Origin of the sequence: Alterluteimonas muca (genome assembly GCF_021191595.1) — a bacterium.
In the GTDB taxonomy this organism is placed as follows: Bacteria; Pseudomonadota; Gammaproteobacteria; order Xanthomonadales; family Xanthomonadaceae; genus Luteimonas; species Luteimonas muca.
Genome location: NZ_JAIWPS010000005.1, coordinates 88,140 through 103,781, shown reverse-complemented (window position 1 = coordinate 103,781; position 15,642 = coordinate 88,140). Strand labels below are relative to the sequence as shown.

Here is a 15,642-nt window from a genome sequence, read left to right as displayed (position 1 = left end):
ACGGACGCGCGGGTGCGTGCGAACACGAGGCATCTCTTGGGCACCAGGCGAGGGGCTGGATCAGGCACCCGATGAGGTCCCGCTCGCCGAACATGCCGCAGTCATTGCGAGCAATCCACGAACGACAGGGTGATGCAGATGCATGCGCCCCGTGGCCTCGCACAGCGCCGGCCCGAGCACGTCTGCCGGCATACGCGGCGGGTCCACACCGTCGCGGGCCACGATGAAGTCGATCATGGCAGCGCGGGCATGTGCGGTGTCGCAGCCCAGACGCGCGTCGCAGTCATCGAGCCAGCCGAGCGCGTCCTCGGCTGACGCCTCACGCATCATCACGTCGTCGGTGTCGATCTCGTAGCGACGGCCGGTGCCGTCGATCTGGAACTGTCCCACGCGGGCAAGCACCCGCTCCCAGAGCCAATGCAGTGCCGCTGCTCGATCTGTCGCCGTCGAGTCGGGGATGGTGTCCATGTGTTCGCATCCGTTGGTGTTGCCTCGATGACACCACCGCGGACACGCACCCAAAGTAGTTGCCGTCCCCTCCGGCAGTGACCGGTGGCCACCTCGATAACTTTGTCGGCCGCCTTGATGGCCGAGCCTATGGACATGCCCACGGCAGATCGGTGGTCTCAGGCTCTGCGCCGGGAATGCGTGATCTTGAACGCAGGCAACCACGCTGTTCGCAGGCGCGGTTGCACCCCCGCCAGGCCCAAGCCGCCGGCTACGGTGACCATGCCATTCGAGAGGCCCGATATGACCAGCACAACCCCACCCACCCCGTTCCAGAACCGCGTCGGTGCCTGGGTATCCGACACCTTCGGCGCACCTGCTACCGCCGACATCAACGAGCGCGGTGACAGGCTGCTGGAAGAAGTGCTGGAGCTGCTGCAGGCCCACGGCTACGACCGCAGCCAGATCGGGCGCATGGCCGATTACGTCTATGGCCGCGAGGCCGGGGTGCCGGCGCAGGAAGTGGGTGGCGTGATGGTCACGCTCGCCGCGTACTGCCATGCCATCGGCATCGACATGCAGCAGGCGGGCGAACGTGAGCTTGCGAGGATCGAAGACCCCGACATCGCCGCCTCCGTGCGGGCCAAGCGCAAGTCCAAGCCCAACCTCCGGCCCGATGTCCATCTCGGACGCGACGCCGACATCGAAGGCTCCCGCTTCCCGCCCACGTTCCGCCCGGCCTCACTGGGCACCCGCGTGCGGCTCCGCCACGCCGCCTGATCCGCAATGCCACAGGGGAACCCATGAAGGACTACAGCAAGGTCGATGCCGCCATTCTCCAATCCATAGCGGATCGCCCCTCGACTCTCAGCGGGCTGAGCACGCAGGCCTGGCAGGAAGCCAATGCCCTCAACGCGAGTTGTGGTGCCATGCGTGTCTTGGACAAGCGCCTGCAGGCGCTCCGGAAGAAGGGCGCGATCCACTTCAACAGGGAGTGGAAGTTGGGAGCGAAGCCATGACCGGAGCCGCGGTTGCCAGGCAGATGGCAGAGCGTGGTGAACGACCCACATCAGGTCCGACGACAGCATCGAGCGTGCGCCGCAAGCCCAACGCAGCCCAGCAGATCGTCATCGCACCATCGACATCCTGGAGCCGACCGTGGCCGGCAGCGCCCACACCGGGCGAGACGGTCGAGGAGTTCCAGGCGCGCAACGGCATGATCGAGCAGCTCCCGCCGCCCTGGGAGCGTCCGCGGTGATTACCGGCCCCAACGCAGCCGTGCGCCGGCCAGGCATGACCCGGGTGATCGTGCAACTCAGCAGCGGCGACTGTTCGGTGGTGGAATATCACCCCGACGGCGAGATCCACACGGACGGTCCGTATTCGATGGCCGTCGCCACCTACCTCTACCCGGCCGCCGAAGTGCGCGTCGAGCACAACCAACCGCGCGGACCGTCCCGGCCCACGCCGGATATGCTCGATCGCGCTCGCGGCTGAAGCCAACAGGACCAGAACGACCCATGTTCCCGAGTGACCAAGTTGACGCCCTCATGTGGGCCATCAAGAAGCTGCAGGGCGAGGCCAAGGATCAGCTCGATCGCAACCGCCTGCACGTCCTTGAGCAGATGCGAAACCAGGCCGAGCGCGAAGCGCGCTCCTAGTGGAATCGCCCTCCGGCAACAGCAACTTCAAGCGGCACCCTGTACAAGCCACCCGTAACGGAAAAAGGGCCGCCTCGTGCGGCCCTTCTTCATTTCACTGCGCCTGCAGCACTGCCACCGTGGACGTCCATTCGGCCACTTCTGCCGGGCTCTCACCCGTGAGCTGGCCTGCCATCGCCGCGCTGGACGCAACGCCCGACAGCAGCTCTACGAGCGATTCGGTGGAGCACCCATTGGGGGTGTACTCCACCGTGAGGGCAAGCTGGACCTTGACGGTGTCGGCAGGCTCCGGCGGGATACCGAACACCGGGCTGCCGGCGTACGGTTTGAAGTTGTCCGGGGCGCCCGCGCACGTGGTGCAGGTCGTTCCGTCGTGCACCGTGACCACGTCGTATTCCTGATTGGCCGGGTTCCACTTCACTGCCGCATCGTGGTGGATCTCGCGGCCACCGCAGTCGGCGCAATACCAGGTCTGTTGATTCATCGCAGCGTTCCCCCGCTTTCTTCACCGCACGTCGCGGCCTGATCTCAAGCTACGTCGAGACGGGCGCTGGGAAACTTGCGGGACTTACTTGGCGATGAGGAAGTCTTCCGGCTTCTTACCCTCAGCGACCAGCGCAGCCATCCAGCGCGGCTGGCGTCCCCGGCCCGTCCAGGTCTCCTTCGTGTTATCCGGGTTGCGGTACTTCGGTGGCACCTTGCCCAACGTACGGCCCGCCGTGGACTTTCGGCCGGCAGTAGTCGTGCGCACCGCTGCAGATCCCGCCGACGCACCAAACAACTCCTCGCGCGTGTAGCCCTCCGCCTTGAGCATCTTCTCGACTTTCTGCCGGACGACCGCGATCGGCTTGCGCTTGCGTAGCTGGGTGCGCCGCTTGCTGGCGGTCTTGATCAGCGCCTCGAGTTCGCGCGGGGAAAGCGTGTTGACATCAACGGGCATGGAGATCTCCGGTTAGCAGGGTTTCCCTATCCTAACGCCTGGCTGGCACTCGGCACCTGGACGAGTGGTTTTCCTCGCCGCATATGTGCCGGCGACAATCGTTGAATCGAATCGAACGCCACACGGTAGGCATCGACGTCCCAGACCCAGGCTTCCTGCACGACATAGGTGCGGTCGTAGAGGATCCAGATGAGAAAGTCCCAGTCGTAGTTCGTGGGTTTGGGCACACGGGTCACAAAGCTCCCGCGCTTCCCACTGGGCCTGTTCCCCTTCACCTGGTACCGCGCGCCCTGGTAGATGAAGTCGTGTCCACGCTGGACCGCGGTCGCGCCACGCATCGCACATGAGTAGTCGCCGTCGCTGCATCCGAGCAGGCGCGCGGCGTCGTACTCCGACAGCACCGCGGTGATCTGCGGCGCGTTGCCGAAGGCGCTCTCCCACGCCAGGGCGCAGGCGACGAGCTGGGCTCGCAGCGCCTCCAGGCCGGCCGATGGGGGTGACATGTCAGGGGAAGATTGCATGTGGGCTCCGTCGTGGACGCTCGGCACCAGTCTGCAGTGCCACGCGTGGAAATACCCGCAACCCCCCTCGAGCGCGCACGGGTTGAAGCCTTGATCCGCCCAGGTCGGGATCTAGGCTGTCCACTGTGGTCGACCGGCGCGGCCACGGTGTCCTCCTCGCCGACCTCCGTCAGCCTGGCTCCAGGCGCGCGAGACCCGAGCCACCACCCGGCGGCTGGGGTTTCGCTCGCAAGAGCAGTGACTCGGCACTTTCCGAGATACCCCAAGGGGCACCCGCATGCCCTGCCAGGGGCTACGTGTGCGCCTTCGACTGAAGGAATCACGACATGAATGACCAGACCAAGTTCGACCCACTGACCTGTGCATACGTCGGCTACGGGCTCCGCCAGGCAATCGCCAACGGTATGGAGACCGAGTACGACGCTCTGTGTGGCGAGGACGGGCTGATGCAGCGGCTCGTGGACTGTGCGCCGTTGCTGGATGCCGAATGGGATCGGCGGTATGGCGAGGACGGCGTCGTGCCACACGGCGCGCACTTCGTCTTCTCATACGAGATCGCCGAGCCCTTCGGCGAGCGCTTCGCCAAGATGCTCGTGGAGGATGCCGATGCGACACCGGACGAGCTGATCAAGCAGCTCTTCCGCGAGGCGGACCCGGAGTTCGTCGAGCCGGAGCTGCCGCCGGGCTTCGATCTGGCCGCGATCAAGGCCGAGTTGACCGAATACACGGTCAAGCACGTGCTGACCGATCCGGACTGCCTGAAGCGGATCTGCCAGAACGGCTTCACCGCGCTCGACCGCCGCCCTGACGACGAACTCGTGGCCCTGTATCGCGCGGTCTTCGACAAGGAGCCGCCGATGACACCGTCCACCGCGGACGCCGAACTGCAGGCCGCTGCCTGACCCTGCACCTGGTCGCACCCACCCCATCTCGGTGACATCGAGATGGCGGTGGGATGCGGCCAACTTTCAGCTTGGCTCTCGCCATCCAGTCTCGGGACATCCCACCACGGAGCCCGTCATGGCCACCCGACCCACCATCGAGCTCAACGGCAAGCTCTTTCCCGCCTCGGCCGACGCCGCGCGCCAGGCAGCCGCTGCTGACCCACGTGTTGCCGGCTACTACCGGCGCACGGCCGGTCGCGCATTTCACCTGCACAACCTCGCCGGCGAGCGCGTGGGCGGTATCAACTGCCACGGCGTCTTGCACTCCTCTCGCCGTCTGGAGGACGGCCGGTACTGGCACAGCTACGGCACGCCGCGGGTCGTCGGCGACTACGCCAGCTATCTGCAGGAGCAGGACGAGATCCGGGCCGCGATGTCGCTCGTCCACGGCGGACCGGGCAGTGCCTAAGCCCCGCGTGCTCGCCTTCATCGCCTTCTGCTGGCTGCTGATGCCCCTCATGTGCATCTGGCTGATGCTCACCCACCCCGGCAAGTGCGCGCTCATCTGGAAGCGCGAGATCACCGGCACCTGGTTCAACCGCGACACGTGACCCGCTACACGCCAACTTTGGGGCAGCACGTCATGTCGCCTAATGAACTGGAATCCACAACCGGAACGCACCATGCGCAACGAACAGGACCCGACCCGCACCGCCACGACCTGCGCGCGGGGTGATGCTGTCACCGTGACCCACCCGGCCTTCGCCACGATCCGCGCATCGCGCGTACAGGGCCATCACCGGTTGTTCGGCTCAACCATCGAGCATCAGGGCGCGGTGGTGATCGAGCTCACCGAGGCCTGCATGGTGGAGTCCGGTGGCCGGCAGACCGTTTCCGACGGCCGTCGCACCATCGCCAAGGTGGCCCTGAGCGAGGCGCAGTGGGCGAGCTTCGTCTCGCGGCTCAACATGGGCACAGGTGTGCCGTGCACGCTGGAACGTGTCCGCGACGGTGAGCTGCAGAGCGTCGCCGGGCTTCCAGCCCCCGAGTCGTCCGCAGAGCGCCTCGACTCCGCGGCCCAAGCCATGCTCGACGAATCGCAGCGCAAGCAGGACGCCGCCTTCGACGCCATGCGATCCATCCTGGACGACGCGAAGATCCCGGCCAAGGTCAAGCAGGCGCTCGCCGCGCAAATGGACATGGCCCGCGATCACGGACAGGTCAACCGCGACTACCACCGCAAGGTGCTCGACGAGACCAACGAGCAGCTCGTGGCCGACGCGCGCATCGAGATCGACGCCATGGTGAGTGACATCGTCCAGCACCTCGGGGTGTCCAGCCTCCAAGAGGCCGCCGCGCTCGCGCACGGGCGCCGGCCGGCACTGGCCGCCGGCTGAGCAGCCTCAGAACTTTCGACCTGGCCAGCGTGACCCATGCTGGCCATCAGACCTACACGAGTCCGAACATGTCCACGATCATCCCGATCCACTGCAAGCACTGCTCCTCAACGCGCATCGCCGCCCTCGACCTCGTCGAAGCCTTCGTGCCGGTGGCCGGGCTCACCCGAGAAGCTGACGGCACGGTGGAACCCGAATACGCCAGCGGCAACGAGGTTCTGTGGGAGACGCAACACCCCCGCTACTTCGACGCGCCCTACTACTGCCGCGGTTGCGATCGCACGTTGACGCTCAACGACATCACCCCGCCTGACCTGCGCGTTGCCGAGGCCGAGCCCGCGCCGCCGGTTCGCCCGGCCAACTGCGGCCGTTGCGATCCGCTCTCGCTGCATCCATGCGGCGCTGCATGTGCGCGGCTTATCGGCGACCGATCGCCCCACGCGCTCCCGGCAACCGCCACGGGGGACGCCCCGGACACTGGCGCGGCCGCGGTCGCCGCGCTCCAGTTCGCGCTCACCGCCGAGGACGGCATCGCGTTCCTGCGGCTCTGGAACGATGGAGAGTTCGACGCATGCCGTCGCGAATGGCCGGAAGCACCGGTGGCGGTGTACCAGGGTGCCGACCCTCTCCTGGCCCCCCCGCTGTCGCCTGCGGAGGCCGCATGACCGCGACGTGCCGCTGTGACGAGCTCACCTGCTGTTCCTGCGGCGGGGTCCAGTGCGGCTGCATCGAATGCTGGGACTGCAATGCCTGCGATGACTGCAACCCGCCCGAGGGCTGACGCAGCCCCTCCCCTACCTCGTCGGACAACACCATGACCAATCTGGACAACCAGCCCGGTTCCACGCCCTCGCGCCCGTCGGTCACCCGCTGGCAGGTCTTCGTCGGCGTTGACGCCGCGCATTGCAACGAGGCTGTGGGCACGCTCTCCGAAACCCTGGCCGCGGCCAACGCCACGTTCGACCGCGCCGGGGCGGACTACCCGCGCATGCGGCGCCACCTGGTCCGCATGAGATTTCCTGCGAATCCCTACGCCTGCGCGTCCAGCGTGGACATCGTCCGCTCAGCCTGAAGACGGGCCTTGGCGCCGGCACGGGAGCGCCTGCGAACTTTCGGGGGCATCCGCGGGTGGCCTACTGGTCCCAAGCAACCACGCGAGAGCAGGCATGTCCAAGACCAACCCCCGCGGCCTCTACTGGGCCGACCCCGACCTCCTCGCCGCCGGCGCCATGCACGAGGTCGATCGCAACCTGCGCCGCGCGAGTGCCGGCCGCGACATCCAGGCCTGGCTCGATGCGGGCGTGCATTTCATCCGCGTGGCCCTGCGTCACAAGTGCCTCGACCGTCTCAACGAGCTGGCCGAGATCCACGGTGGGAACACTCGCCTGAGCGAGCGCTCGCTCGACGAGCTGTTCGAGAGCGGTGGAGAGACGGAACTGTTCGTCCAACGGCTGCGCCGTGAGGCCGAGGCCGATGCGGGCTTCGGTGCCGAGCTGCGCGCGGCGTTCGGGGAGCGTCTGTTCACGCGTGACCTCGCGTTGCCGCAGGCCGAACTGTTCGCCTGACTTGCCCGCCGGGCCGCCAACTTTCTGCGGCCTCACCCCGGTGTGTAATGGGTCTATCGAAACCCACCTCGCTCCCAGGAGATCGTCATGAACCGTCCGACCAAGTACAAGGCTCGCCGCCCCTGCCGTGAGCGCTGCTGGCGTCCCAACGTGTGGCCCATGTCTCGTGCCGTCGAGCAGTACCTCGCCCGTCAGGCCGCCCACGCCGCCAAGGCCGTCCAGGCGGCTGCCGCCCCGGCGATGGCCGGCTGACCGAGGACAGTGTGATGCACCGGATGCGCGCAACCATCGTGTTCGAGTACATGGCGGACCCCGCCAACTACCCGCCCGGCCTGACCCCCCAGCAGATGGCCGAACTCGACACTTGCGGCGACTTCGCAACGATCGTGGCTGAGCAGGGCACACTCACCGTGACCGCACTGGACGCCCAGACGTCCTGACGTCCTGACGCAGGGTCGTCGTTATCCGGCGGTGAGCGCACGAGGCTACATGTAGGCTATACTTAGGACATATGTAGCCGGAGGTGCCCCATGACCGATATCGCCAATCGTCGCGTGACCACCCCAGCGGGTAAGCCCGCTCGCCGGAGCGCTGTAACCGGAGCAGATGCGCCCAAGCGCAGGGAGCCACCAGCAAAGGCGGCCCGCAAAGGCGTTCATGGCGTTGCGCTCTACACGTTCCGCGAGAAGTGGCGGGACGCGCCGCTCAAGGATCGTGTTCAGATCGAGCGCGACGGTGTTCCCGCGGGCGTAGTGAAGGTGCTGATCGACAAGATCGGCGTGAGCAGCGTCGATTTCATCTCCTACGTGGGAATTCCGAAGGCGACCTTCAGCAAGAAGATGCGCGAGAGGTCCGCGTTCGCCGGAACCCCCGGGCAGTCCGTGGTGGGCTTCGTTGAGTTGATCAACAAGGTCGAGGACATCCTGGCGGCGCAAAGGGACAATCCCGAAGCGACCAATTTCGACGTGGAGAAGTGGGTAGGCGAATGGGTGGAGCGTCCCCAGCCGGCCCTCGGCGGTATGACGCCGGCCGAACTGATGGATACCCCCTCCGGCCGTGCGTCGGTGATGCGCGTCCTGGGAGCCATGCAGAGCGGCGCCTACCAGTGAGGCTCTACCGCGTCGCCACCACGGGCCCGACGTGGGAGCCGGATGACCTGTCCGGCGCGGGCGCGTCGATCGATCCTGGTCGCTGGAACCGCGCAGGCGAAAAGGTCGTCTACTGCGCGACCACGCTGGCCTTGGCTGTCCTAGAGACAGCCGCGCATATCGACGCGCATGGGTTGCCTCTGAACCGCTATGTGATCGAGGTGGATGTTCCCGACGCCGTCTGGGCGAAGCGGCTTGTGCTCACCCCCCACGACCTCCGGGTGGGCTGGGACGCCGTGCCGAGCGGGATGGTGTCCCAGGAGATCGGCTCCGCGTGGTACACCGCCGGCGCTCACGCCCTGTTGGAGTTGCCGTCGGCCATCATCCCTGAAGAAACGGTCGTGGTCCTCAGTGCAGCCCACGCCGATGCGCGCCAAGTGACGGCCGCAGCCGTGCGACCTTTCACCTACGACCGCCTGTTCCGCACTCGCCGCTAACGGCCACCGTCCAAGGGAGTAGGCTGCGCCCCATGTGCTACTCAGCCCAGATCCACGCCGAGTTCTCGAAGTTCCGCCGGGAGACCGGGGCGACGATGGATGTCGAGAGCTACATGCGCGTCTACTGGTGGCAGGAGGGCAAGCGCCGCCGCCCGAAGGTGCCCCGTGCCGTGGAGCGCGACATCCTCAAGCACGGACCCGCCGAGCTGGCCGACCTGGTCGAGCGCTGGGACATCTGGGAAGCTGGCCAGCTGGCGCTCGACATCGTTGAGCATATCGAGCGCATCTCCGATGGCCAGCAGGCCCTGGCCAAGAAGGTGACGAAAAAGGCGCAGGACGATGACCGCATCGGCGCCAAGAACATGCGCGCCGCTCGCCGCCGGGTCGACGTGCTGGGTGGCAAGCCGTCCGACACGGACCGCAGGATCTTCCCTGGCGTGTACTGCCCGGTCCTGGTGTCGGAAGGTGGCAAGCGCGTGGTCAAGCTCATGCGCTACCAGTGCCGGCCGGCGGGCAAGCCCGTGCTCTACGACCGCAAGTACCGCGGAACCTACAACGCACGCCGCGACAACCTCGAGGGCTTCTGGTCGGGTCTGTTCGGCCGCCACCACGCGGTGATGATCGCGGACCGCTTCTACGAACACGTGGAGGTCGACGGTGAGAACCGCGTCCTCGAGTTCGAACCTCGCACCGGAGAGCCCATGTACGTGGCCTGCCTCTGGTCGCATTGGACCGACGCCCGCGGGAAGGACCCGGACTTGCTGTCCTTCGCCGCGATCACCGACGAACCGGAACCCGAGGTTGCCGCGGCCGGCCACGACCGCACGATCATCAACATCAAGCCCGAACACCTGGACGCCTGGCTCAACCCGGACCCGTCCAACCTGGAGGCGCTGTACGCCATCTTCGACGACCGGCAGCACCCCTACTACGAACATCGTCAAGCAGCCTGAGCGTCCACCACGGGCTCGAAGAGTGCTGGACGCACGTAGCAATCCATGTGAGCACGCCCCTGCGTGATGGAGCCAGCGCAGCCCACAAGACGGCTCGACCTCCAGACTTTCCTCGAAAGGAGCCCCCGACCCTTCGGCGGCGTCAGGCGTTGCGGGTCTTCCGGTTTGTCAGGTGGCTGGGCATGTGCCCGACGATCACGCGCTGGGACTCCTCGTCGTAGGCGAAGTAGACGCGGAAGATCGTGCGCTCGTCGTAGCCTTTGCCCCGCTTCAGGTGCAGATCCAGCACGATCTGCCTGCCCTCGAACGTCTTGCGGTAGTCGGCCTTGAACTGGTGGCTGTCCTTTGCGTTGCCGACGGGTGAGCAGTCCAGGCCGAGCTCGAGTCGAGCGGCTTCGAACGCAGCTTTGCGGCCATCCTCGTCCGGACCGCGCCGGCGCATGTCCACGTACTCGTTGGCCAGCAGCAGCAGTGACCTGTAGGCCAGCGGCACGTCTTCAAACGGCGATTCCCGGCAGGCCTTGGCCGCGCTTGGCAACAGCACCAGGCGACCGGCGCAGTGCCGCTCGACCCAGTCCTCCAGCCCATCCCAGACGTGAGGAATCTCGGGCTCGCTTCCGGTCTCCGCCTCGTGCTGATCTTCTCCGCGGGGCAAGCCGGTCCAGGCCTGGGACGCCTGGTGCCGAATCGCACGCACGTCGTCGAGTGCTGCGTCGCGCTCCTGCTTCAGCGCGGTGATCTCCTCCTGCAGCGCCCGCACCTCCGCCTCAAGCTCGGCAATCCGTGCCGCCTGGTCGGACCGGCTCTTCTCGAGCTGGTGCACGATCGCCTCATGGCGGGCGCGTTCCTCTTCGACGGTGGATGCCAGCCGACTGGTGCGTTGCTGAAGGGTCGCCAGGCGCGACGCAGTGAGCTGCTGCCGCACCACCCGGAAAGGAGGTGCACGTTCGTCGAGGCTCTCGTGCTCGAGGCTGATCGCAGAGACTGCCTCGGCGATCTGGTTGGCCAGCGCCGGCGCCAGCGCCAGACCCGAATACGACGTCCACAAGGGATGGTCGAGCGGGTTGTCTCCGTGGCCCGGACGCGGTCGGTACACCCGGATGGCATTGCCGTAGACAGGGTAGCGAGCCGGTAAAAGCTCGGACAGCTGCCGCGCGACCGCCGGCCCGATCACGACAACGTGGGCCAGCCCCAACAGACGCGACGCCAGCTTGGTCAGAGACGCGTCGGCGTCCCCCGATCGGTTCGACACGACCACCATCGCGAGCGCGCGGCCCGGGTCGAACAGCGTGGCTTGGAGCCAGTTGAAGTCCCCATGCCCCCGGATCTCGGTGACGGCGGGCTCAAGGCGAGTGCCACCATCCCACAGCCCGAACTCACGACTCATGGAGACCACCGCCGCTGGCACCCCGCTTGTCGGGTCCGGCGCGGACGCGGTGCTGCGCAGCTGCGACAGGCGAACGCCCAGAGCGCATGCCTGGGGGAGCGCCACCAGCGTCATCTCGACCCGCCAGATCGCACCTTCGGCCATCTGCCGGCGATCGTCGAATCGCACTGCCCAGACGGTGGCTTCGTCCGTCTCGACCGTCACCTCGCCATCGGGCGTGCTGACCTGCTCACTCGTGTTCGTGGCCAGGCCGTGGAAGCCTTTTCCGGACAACCAATCGACGACCCTCGAGCTGGCCTGTTCCAGCGTCACTGGCGCATGGGCGCCGCCCAGCATTGCCGCCAGGGCGAGGACTTCCGTTGTGCCGGCGGCACGGTTGAGGCGCGCCGGTCGCGCCGGTGGCAGCAACGCGGGCGTAGGCATCGGGGCCAGGGCCGCAGCCTCAGGCTCGATCGAGGTCACTAGCGCAGCTGTGTCCTGCTGCCCTAACTCGATGTCGGGATCAAGCTCATCCGTGCCGCGTATGGTCCCGAGCAGACACAGCACTTCGAAGTGGGCGGCCTCGTGGCCTGACATACCTCCGGCCCGCTCGCGGCCCTGCCCGATGTCGCGCAGCGTTTCCAGCACCGACTCATCGAATGGGTACTCATCCTCGAAATCGACGCTGACTACATCGGCACCATAATCGTCGAGCGCAAAGAAATACTGGCCGGTCTTCAGGCTCACCCCATCGTTCGCACCAGTGTGCAGGACCAGTTCGTCGTCGCCGGGCCGCAGCCGGAATATGCGGCCATAGCGCTCGCAAAAGGCGGCGGACTCAGAGGGATCGAGATCCGGCAAGCCGTTCTCGACCCCCCGGAAAGCCGCGTCCCAGTCGTGCCTCTCCTCGTCCCCGAGTGTCCGGAGATCCTCGCGGCGCAGTGACACTTTGAACCAGAGCATCCCCTCATGCGTGGTCGGCGGTCCCCCGTCGTATCCGAATTCGTGCAACTCGGCCACGGTGTATCCCGCCATGACCAGGCGCTTTCGAAGCAAGACCGCGTGCAGGCGCGTCGGGACGCCCAGGAGGGTGGTGGCTGCTGCAGGGGCCGGGCCGAGTTGGTCGACGAACCTCGCAATGTCAGAAAGGATCGGTGTGGCCATCAGGATCAGGACGTCGACCGCGGGCTGCTTCGGATCGAGCGCGTGGTGCCAACGCTTGCGCACCACCTTGGTGGGGGGAACCAGCAGGAATTCGCGTCGGATGTTGCGCGCCGGCGGCAGGGCTGCGTCGCACCAGATCGTCAGGCTGACCGACCGCGGCAATTCCATGGCCCGCGCTACTAACGAGAGTCCGCGGCCGCCCATATCGGTCAGAACCTTCGCGTAGCCGCCTATGACGACGCGGGTCGGCTTGTCCGATTCCCAGACCTCGGGCGCCGCGTGCCGCAGGGCGAACAACGGGGGTGCCCAGTAGGTGGCCATGTCGAGAAGGTCGTGGCCTGGAGCACCGGCCAGAGCCGGTTGAGTCGCGAGACGTTGAGCGACGACGAATACCGTCCATGCTGGATCGCCGGTCGTCTGTTCGGGTGGTGCCGTCTCGGTATCGCTCATGTCGTGCTCGGGCCGTGGTCGCCCACACACTATGCCGGCCGTACGCGTGTCTGAAACCACCACACTCCGATGTGGTCAGAGTTCGTCGTCAGCAAGCCCATCGGAAAGGGGCTTCTCCCGCTTCTTCTGCGCGATCTCGCGGCGCAGCCGGTCCGCATGCCGCCGTGCCCACGCCTCGCAGCCCGCCTTGCCCGCTTCGAAGCTGCTGCAGGGCCGGACGACCAAGGGCTCGCTGATCGGCCAGTGGCACTCCAGCCGGGCAAACCAACCGCCGCTCACCGTCTTGAGCAGCATCGCTACAGTCTTTCCCTCGAGCTCGAGCTTCTGCTCGTCGCTGCCATGCTGCCAGCGAGGCCCCCATTCGAAGCCGTCGGGGAGCCCCGAGCCGGGCGGCGTGCTGCTATCGGTCGTCACACGGCTCGTCATCACCGGGGATGAGCCCGTTGTCGCGAAGGATGCACTGCATCCGAGACCAGACGTGGTCGTGGTCCTCGTCGCTCGCGGCTTCCAGGATCTCGTCGGCCACCCCTGCGAACTCGTCTATCAGGAATGGGCTGTCTGGATCTTCCTCCACCCGCTTCTGCGTGTGGGCCGCCAGATCATCAAGTTCCTGGTCCAGCTGGGATCGGGTCTTCTTCATGGCGCCTCCGCGAGTCAGCTGCTCTCGTACAGCCCCGCCGCGCAATCCAACGTGAAGCCGGCCGTGCTGTCACCGGTCAATGAAGCGTGCGAGTTCTACGGCGTCGTCCAACGACTCGATTCTGATCGTGATCTCGCCCGAGGATGTCTCCTTCGCCGCGGGAAACCGAGCAAGGACCTCGGCCTTGGCAAACTTGGGCGGGCGCAGGGAGGGTGCGCGGAAATAGAACAGCAGCCAGGCCTTGTTCGGAATGAAGGCGAAATCCCAGTCGCTCCCGCGCATGAAACGAAAGTCTCGGATGTGCCCATGGCGGCCGGGCAGACACTCGTAGTCCGGAAGCGTGGAGGCCCATCCCATCAGGTAGTGGAATGCGCGCTTCGCATCTTGAGAGTGCACCACGCTGAAGTGCTGCGTCAGAAGATTGCCGTCTTCGTATGCCCGGAACATCGTTCGCCTCGAGGACTGTAAGTTCGCATCCGACTGCAGGTGGTCAGCTCCGCATCAGGTCCCGGACCTGCTCCACTGTTCGCGCAGGTCCCCGACTGTCGATTTTGGCGCCGCAGCCTTCTTCCCAGGCGTGATGAGCTGTACGGACCCTCTGGGTAGCCCGAAGACTGTCTCGACCCGCTTCTGGATCGTCTTGACTGATGCCGTCTTCTTCGCGGCCTTGAACCGCAAGCCGGCGTACCGCCCTGGCTCCGCCGGTACGTCTTCAAGCCAAACCTTGAGTTCCCAGGCAAAAGCGTTTCTGCAGAGCATGCGGCCTGGACGGTTTTTGCGCACGACGGCCACATCAATGCCCACCGAGGTGAGGTCGTAGCGCAGGACGCCCTCAATCTTCTCCACGTTCTCTAACGTCCAGTGATCCCAGTCGTCGGCATCCACGGAGACGGTGATTAGATAGGTCGCCGCATCGCCCTGTCCGTCCAGGTGCACGTACTCCGACAGGGCGAGCCGACTGCGCTTCGACGTCGCGAGCACCTTGCTTTTGTCCCGGCTGTACAGAGTGATCGTCGAGTGCGGAGGCCACTGGCGCATGTGCATGCCCTGCAGGAAGGAACCCTGAGTGTAGGAGGATCGCACCCTCCATTCATAGATCGGAAGTGCAAGACTTGCGGCTCCTCTCGACCCTGCAACATCCTGATGATCGACCTGAAACAGCGCTACCTCGGCTCCATTCTGGGTTTGGCGTGCGGTGATGCCATTGGAGGGCCGGTGGAGTTCTATCGGCGCGGCCGGTTCCCGGAGGTTACCGGCATGCATGGTGGCGGCAAGTTTCAGCTGCAGCCCGGGGAGTGGACGGACGATACAGCGATGGCGCTGTGCCTGGCCGAGAGCCTCTTGGAGTGTGGTGGCGTGGATCCCCTGGACCAGATGCAGCGCTATTGGCGCTGGGCAAATGATGGCCGCCACTCCACACGCCCGCACGCGTTCGGCCTCGGGAAGACGGTCGCCGCGGCACTCGGACGGTTTCGTCGCACCGGGCAGCCGCTCGCGGGGTCGTCCGCGCCGAACAGTGCGGGCAACGGGTCCCTGATGCGGCTCGCCCCCATCGCTCTCTACTTCCACTCGCGGCCAGGCGAATTACTGGCTGCCGCGGAACTCAGTTCCCGCACCACGCACGCGGCCGAAACTTGCCTCGCGAGCTGCCGCTACCTAGTTGCAGCCCTGCACGCCGCGCTCGCCGGCGCACCCGACAAGGATGCGGTACTCGCCTGGGCGTCCACGCTGGATTTGCCGGACGAGATGCTGAGGATCCGGGAGCGGCGATTCCAGGACGCAGACATCGCCACGATCTCCGGTTCAGGCTACGTGGTAGACAGCCTGGAGGCCGCGCTTTGGTGCTTCTGGACCACGGAGAGCCTCGAGGCGGCCGTGCTTCAGGCGGCCAACCTGGGCGATGACGCGGACACGACGGCGGCGATCTGCGGTCAGCTCGCCGGCGCCTTCTACGGGGCGGGCGCCATCCCCGCTCCCTGGCTCGAAGCGCTCCACTACCAAGATGTTCTTCGCAGCATGGCCGAGCGGCTTTTCGAGGCCGTTGTCGTGGCGCGGAACAGCTGAGATCC

27 protein-coding genes are annotated in these 15,642 nt (G+C 66.3%); 18 read left to right on the top strand and 9 right to left on the bottom strand.

Annotation, left to right across the window (positions count from 1 at the left end):
• Window positions 1–60: 60 nt before the first annotated feature.
• Window positions 61–468 (bottom strand): hypothetical protein, encoded by a 408-nt coding sequence (locus tag LDO11_RS08745; protein ID WP_232141200.1) that lies wholly within the window; start codon window positions 466–468, stop codon window positions 61–63.
• A gap of 282 nt (window positions 469–750) precedes the next feature.
• On the opposite strand from LDO11_RS08745, the gene LDO11_RS08740 reads away from it, so the two are divergent.
• The 5 genes from LDO11_RS08740 to LDO11_RS08720 are packed head-to-tail and all read left to right on the top strand — an operon-like array spanning window position 751 to window position 2,108.
• On the top strand, window positions 751–1,227 hold the full coding sequence (locus tag LDO11_RS08740) for a hypothetical protein (RefSeq protein ID WP_232141199.1): 477 nt from the start codon (window positions 751–753) through the stop codon (window positions 1,225–1,227).
• Between the two features lie 23 nt (window positions 1,228–1,250).
• On the top strand, window positions 1,251–1,466 hold the full coding sequence (locus tag LDO11_RS08735) for a hypothetical protein (RefSeq protein ID WP_232141198.1): 216 nt from the start codon (window positions 1,251–1,253) through the stop codon (window positions 1,464–1,466).
• On the top strand, window positions 1,463–1,705 hold the full coding sequence (locus LDO11_RS08730) for a hypothetical protein (protein ID WP_232141197.1): 243 nt from the start codon (window positions 1,463–1,465) through the stop codon (window positions 1,703–1,705). Before LDO11_RS08735 ends, LDO11_RS08730 begins: the two co-directional genes overlap by 4 nt.
• Complete coding sequence (locus LDO11_RS08725) at window positions 1,702–1,944, top strand: hypothetical protein (protein WP_232141196.1); 243 nt, start codon at window positions 1,702–1,704, stop codon at window positions 1,942–1,944. Before LDO11_RS08730 ends, LDO11_RS08725 begins: the two co-directional genes overlap by 4 nt.
• Window positions 1,945–1,967: 23 nt before the next feature.
• Window positions 1,968–2,108 (top strand): hypothetical protein, encoded by a 141-nt coding sequence (locus LDO11_RS08720; RefSeq protein ID WP_232141195.1) that lies wholly within the window; start codon window positions 1,968–1,970, stop codon window positions 2,106–2,108.
• A 94-nt stretch (window positions 2,109–2,202) separates the two neighbouring features.
• Here LDO11_RS08720 and LDO11_RS08715 read toward each other — a convergent pair whose 3' ends face one another.
• The 3 genes from LDO11_RS08715 to LDO11_RS08705 form a co-directional block, all read right to left on the bottom strand.
• Window positions 2,203–2,592, bottom strand: a complete 390-nt coding sequence (locus LDO11_RS08715) for a hypothetical protein (protein WP_232141194.1) — start codon at window positions 2,590–2,592, stop codon at window positions 2,203–2,205.
• Window positions 2,593–2,676: 84 nt separating this feature from the next.
• Complete coding sequence (locus LDO11_RS08710; protein WP_232141193.1) at window positions 2,677–3,048, bottom strand: H-NS histone family protein; 372 nt, start codon at window positions 3,046–3,048, stop codon at window positions 2,677–2,679.
• A gap of 26 nt (window positions 3,049–3,074) precedes the next feature.
• Window positions 3,075–3,569 carry a hypothetical protein gene (locus LDO11_RS08705; RefSeq protein WP_232141192.1) on the bottom strand — a complete coding sequence of 165 codons (495 nt, stop codon included), beginning with the start codon at window positions 3,567–3,569 and terminating at the stop codon, window positions 3,075–3,077.
• 326 nt (window positions 3,570–3,895) lie between these two features.
• Here LDO11_RS08705 and LDO11_RS08700 point away from each other — a divergent pair, with 326 nt between their 5' ends.
• From LDO11_RS08700 to LDO11_RS08645, 12 genes are all read left to right on the top strand, one after another.
• Window positions 3,896–4,471, top strand: coding sequence for a hypothetical protein (locus LDO11_RS08700; protein ID WP_232141191.1), 576 nt, complete (start codon window positions 3,896–3,898; stop codon window positions 4,469–4,471).
• A 118-nt stretch (window positions 4,472–4,589) separates the two neighbouring features.
• Window positions 4,590–4,922, top strand: a complete 333-nt coding sequence (locus tag LDO11_RS08695; RefSeq protein ID WP_232141190.1) for a hypothetical protein — start codon at window positions 4,590–4,592, stop codon at window positions 4,920–4,922.
• Complete coding sequence (locus LDO11_RS08690; RefSeq protein WP_232141189.1) at window positions 4,915–5,064, top strand: hypothetical protein; 150 nt, start codon at window positions 4,915–4,917, stop codon at window positions 5,062–5,064. The genes LDO11_RS08695 and LDO11_RS08690 overlap by 8 nt, the downstream gene beginning before the upstream one ends.
• Before the next feature lie 72 nt (window positions 5,065–5,136).
• A complete protein-coding gene (locus tag LDO11_RS08685; RefSeq protein ID WP_232141188.1) occupies window positions 5,137–5,850 on the top strand; it encodes a hypothetical protein in 714 nt (237 codons plus the stop codon).
• Window positions 5,851–5,918: 68 nt separating this feature from the next.
• Window positions 5,919–6,515 carry a hypothetical protein gene (locus LDO11_RS08680; RefSeq protein ID WP_232141187.1) on the top strand — a complete coding sequence of 199 codons (597 nt, stop codon included), beginning with the start codon at window positions 5,919–5,921 and terminating at the stop codon, window positions 6,513–6,515.
• A gap of 149 nt (window positions 6,516–6,664) precedes the next feature.
• Window positions 6,665–6,922 carry a hypothetical protein gene (locus tag LDO11_RS08675; protein WP_232141186.1) on the top strand — a complete coding sequence of 86 codons (258 nt, stop codon included), beginning with the start codon at window positions 6,665–6,667 and terminating at the stop codon, window positions 6,920–6,922.
• Window positions 6,923–7,016: 94 nt separating this feature from the next.
• Window positions 7,017–7,415 (top strand): hypothetical protein, encoded by a 399-nt coding sequence (locus LDO11_RS08670; RefSeq protein ID WP_232141185.1) that lies wholly within the window; start codon window positions 7,017–7,019, stop codon window positions 7,413–7,415.
• Window positions 7,416–7,502: 87 nt separating this feature from the next.
• Window positions 7,503–7,667, top strand: coding sequence for a hypothetical protein (locus LDO11_RS08665; protein ID WP_232141184.1), 165 nt, complete (start codon window positions 7,503–7,505; stop codon window positions 7,665–7,667).
• A gap of 23 nt (window positions 7,668–7,690) precedes the next feature.
• Entirely contained in the window at window positions 7,691–7,855 is a 165-nt protein-coding gene (locus tag LDO11_RS08660; RefSeq protein WP_232141183.1) for a hypothetical protein, read from the top strand.
• A 90-nt stretch (window positions 7,856–7,945) separates the two neighbouring features.
• Complete coding sequence (locus LDO11_RS08655) at window positions 7,946–8,524, top strand: antitoxin Xre/MbcA/ParS toxin-binding domain-containing protein (protein WP_232141182.1); 579 nt, start codon at window positions 7,946–7,948, stop codon at window positions 8,522–8,524.
• On the top strand, window positions 8,521–9,000 hold the full coding sequence (locus tag LDO11_RS08650) for an RES family NAD+ phosphorylase (protein ID WP_232141181.1): 480 nt from the start codon (window positions 8,521–8,523) through the stop codon (window positions 8,998–9,000). Before LDO11_RS08655 ends, LDO11_RS08650 begins: the two co-directional genes overlap by 4 nt.
• Window positions 9,001–9,032: 32 nt before the next feature.
• On the top strand, window positions 9,033–9,953 hold the full coding sequence (locus LDO11_RS08645; protein ID WP_232141180.1) for an SOS response-associated peptidase family protein: 921 nt from the start codon (window positions 9,033–9,035) through the stop codon (window positions 9,951–9,953).
• A gap of 142 nt (window positions 9,954–10,095) precedes the next feature.
• On the opposite strand, the gene LDO11_RS08640 is transcribed toward LDO11_RS08645, so the two are convergent.
• From LDO11_RS08640 to LDO11_RS08620, 5 genes are all read right to left on the bottom strand, one after another.
• Window positions 10,096–12,933 (bottom strand): hypothetical protein, encoded by a 2,838-nt coding sequence (locus LDO11_RS08640; protein WP_232141179.1) that lies wholly within the window; start codon window positions 12,931–12,933, stop codon window positions 10,096–10,098.
• Window positions 12,934–13,008: 75 nt separating this feature from the next.
• Window positions 13,009–13,347, bottom strand: coding sequence for a hypothetical protein (locus LDO11_RS08635; RefSeq protein ID WP_232141178.1), 339 nt, complete (start codon window positions 13,345–13,347; stop codon window positions 13,009–13,011).
• Window positions 13,334–13,573 carry a hypothetical protein gene (locus LDO11_RS08630; protein WP_232141177.1) on the bottom strand — a complete coding sequence of 80 codons (240 nt, stop codon included), beginning with the start codon at window positions 13,571–13,573 and terminating at the stop codon, window positions 13,334–13,336. Before LDO11_RS08630 ends, LDO11_RS08635 begins: the two co-directional genes overlap by 14 nt.
• 69 nt (window positions 13,574–13,642) lie before the next feature.
• A complete protein-coding gene (locus LDO11_RS08625) occupies window positions 13,643–14,020 on the bottom strand; it encodes a hypothetical protein (protein WP_232141176.1) in 378 nt (125 codons plus the stop codon).
• Window positions 14,021–14,074: 54 nt separating this feature from the next.
• Window positions 14,075–14,656, bottom strand: a complete 582-nt coding sequence (locus tag LDO11_RS08620; RefSeq protein ID WP_232141306.1) for a hypothetical protein — start codon at window positions 14,654–14,656, stop codon at window positions 14,075–14,077.
• Window positions 14,657–14,716: 60 nt separating this feature from the next.
• Between LDO11_RS08620 and LDO11_RS08615 the strand changes: the two genes are divergently transcribed.
• Entirely contained in the window at window positions 14,717–15,637 is a 921-nt protein-coding gene (locus tag LDO11_RS08615) for an ADP-ribosylglycohydrolase family protein (RefSeq protein ID WP_255683371.1), read from the top strand.
• Window positions 15,638–15,642 lie beyond the last annotated feature (5 nt).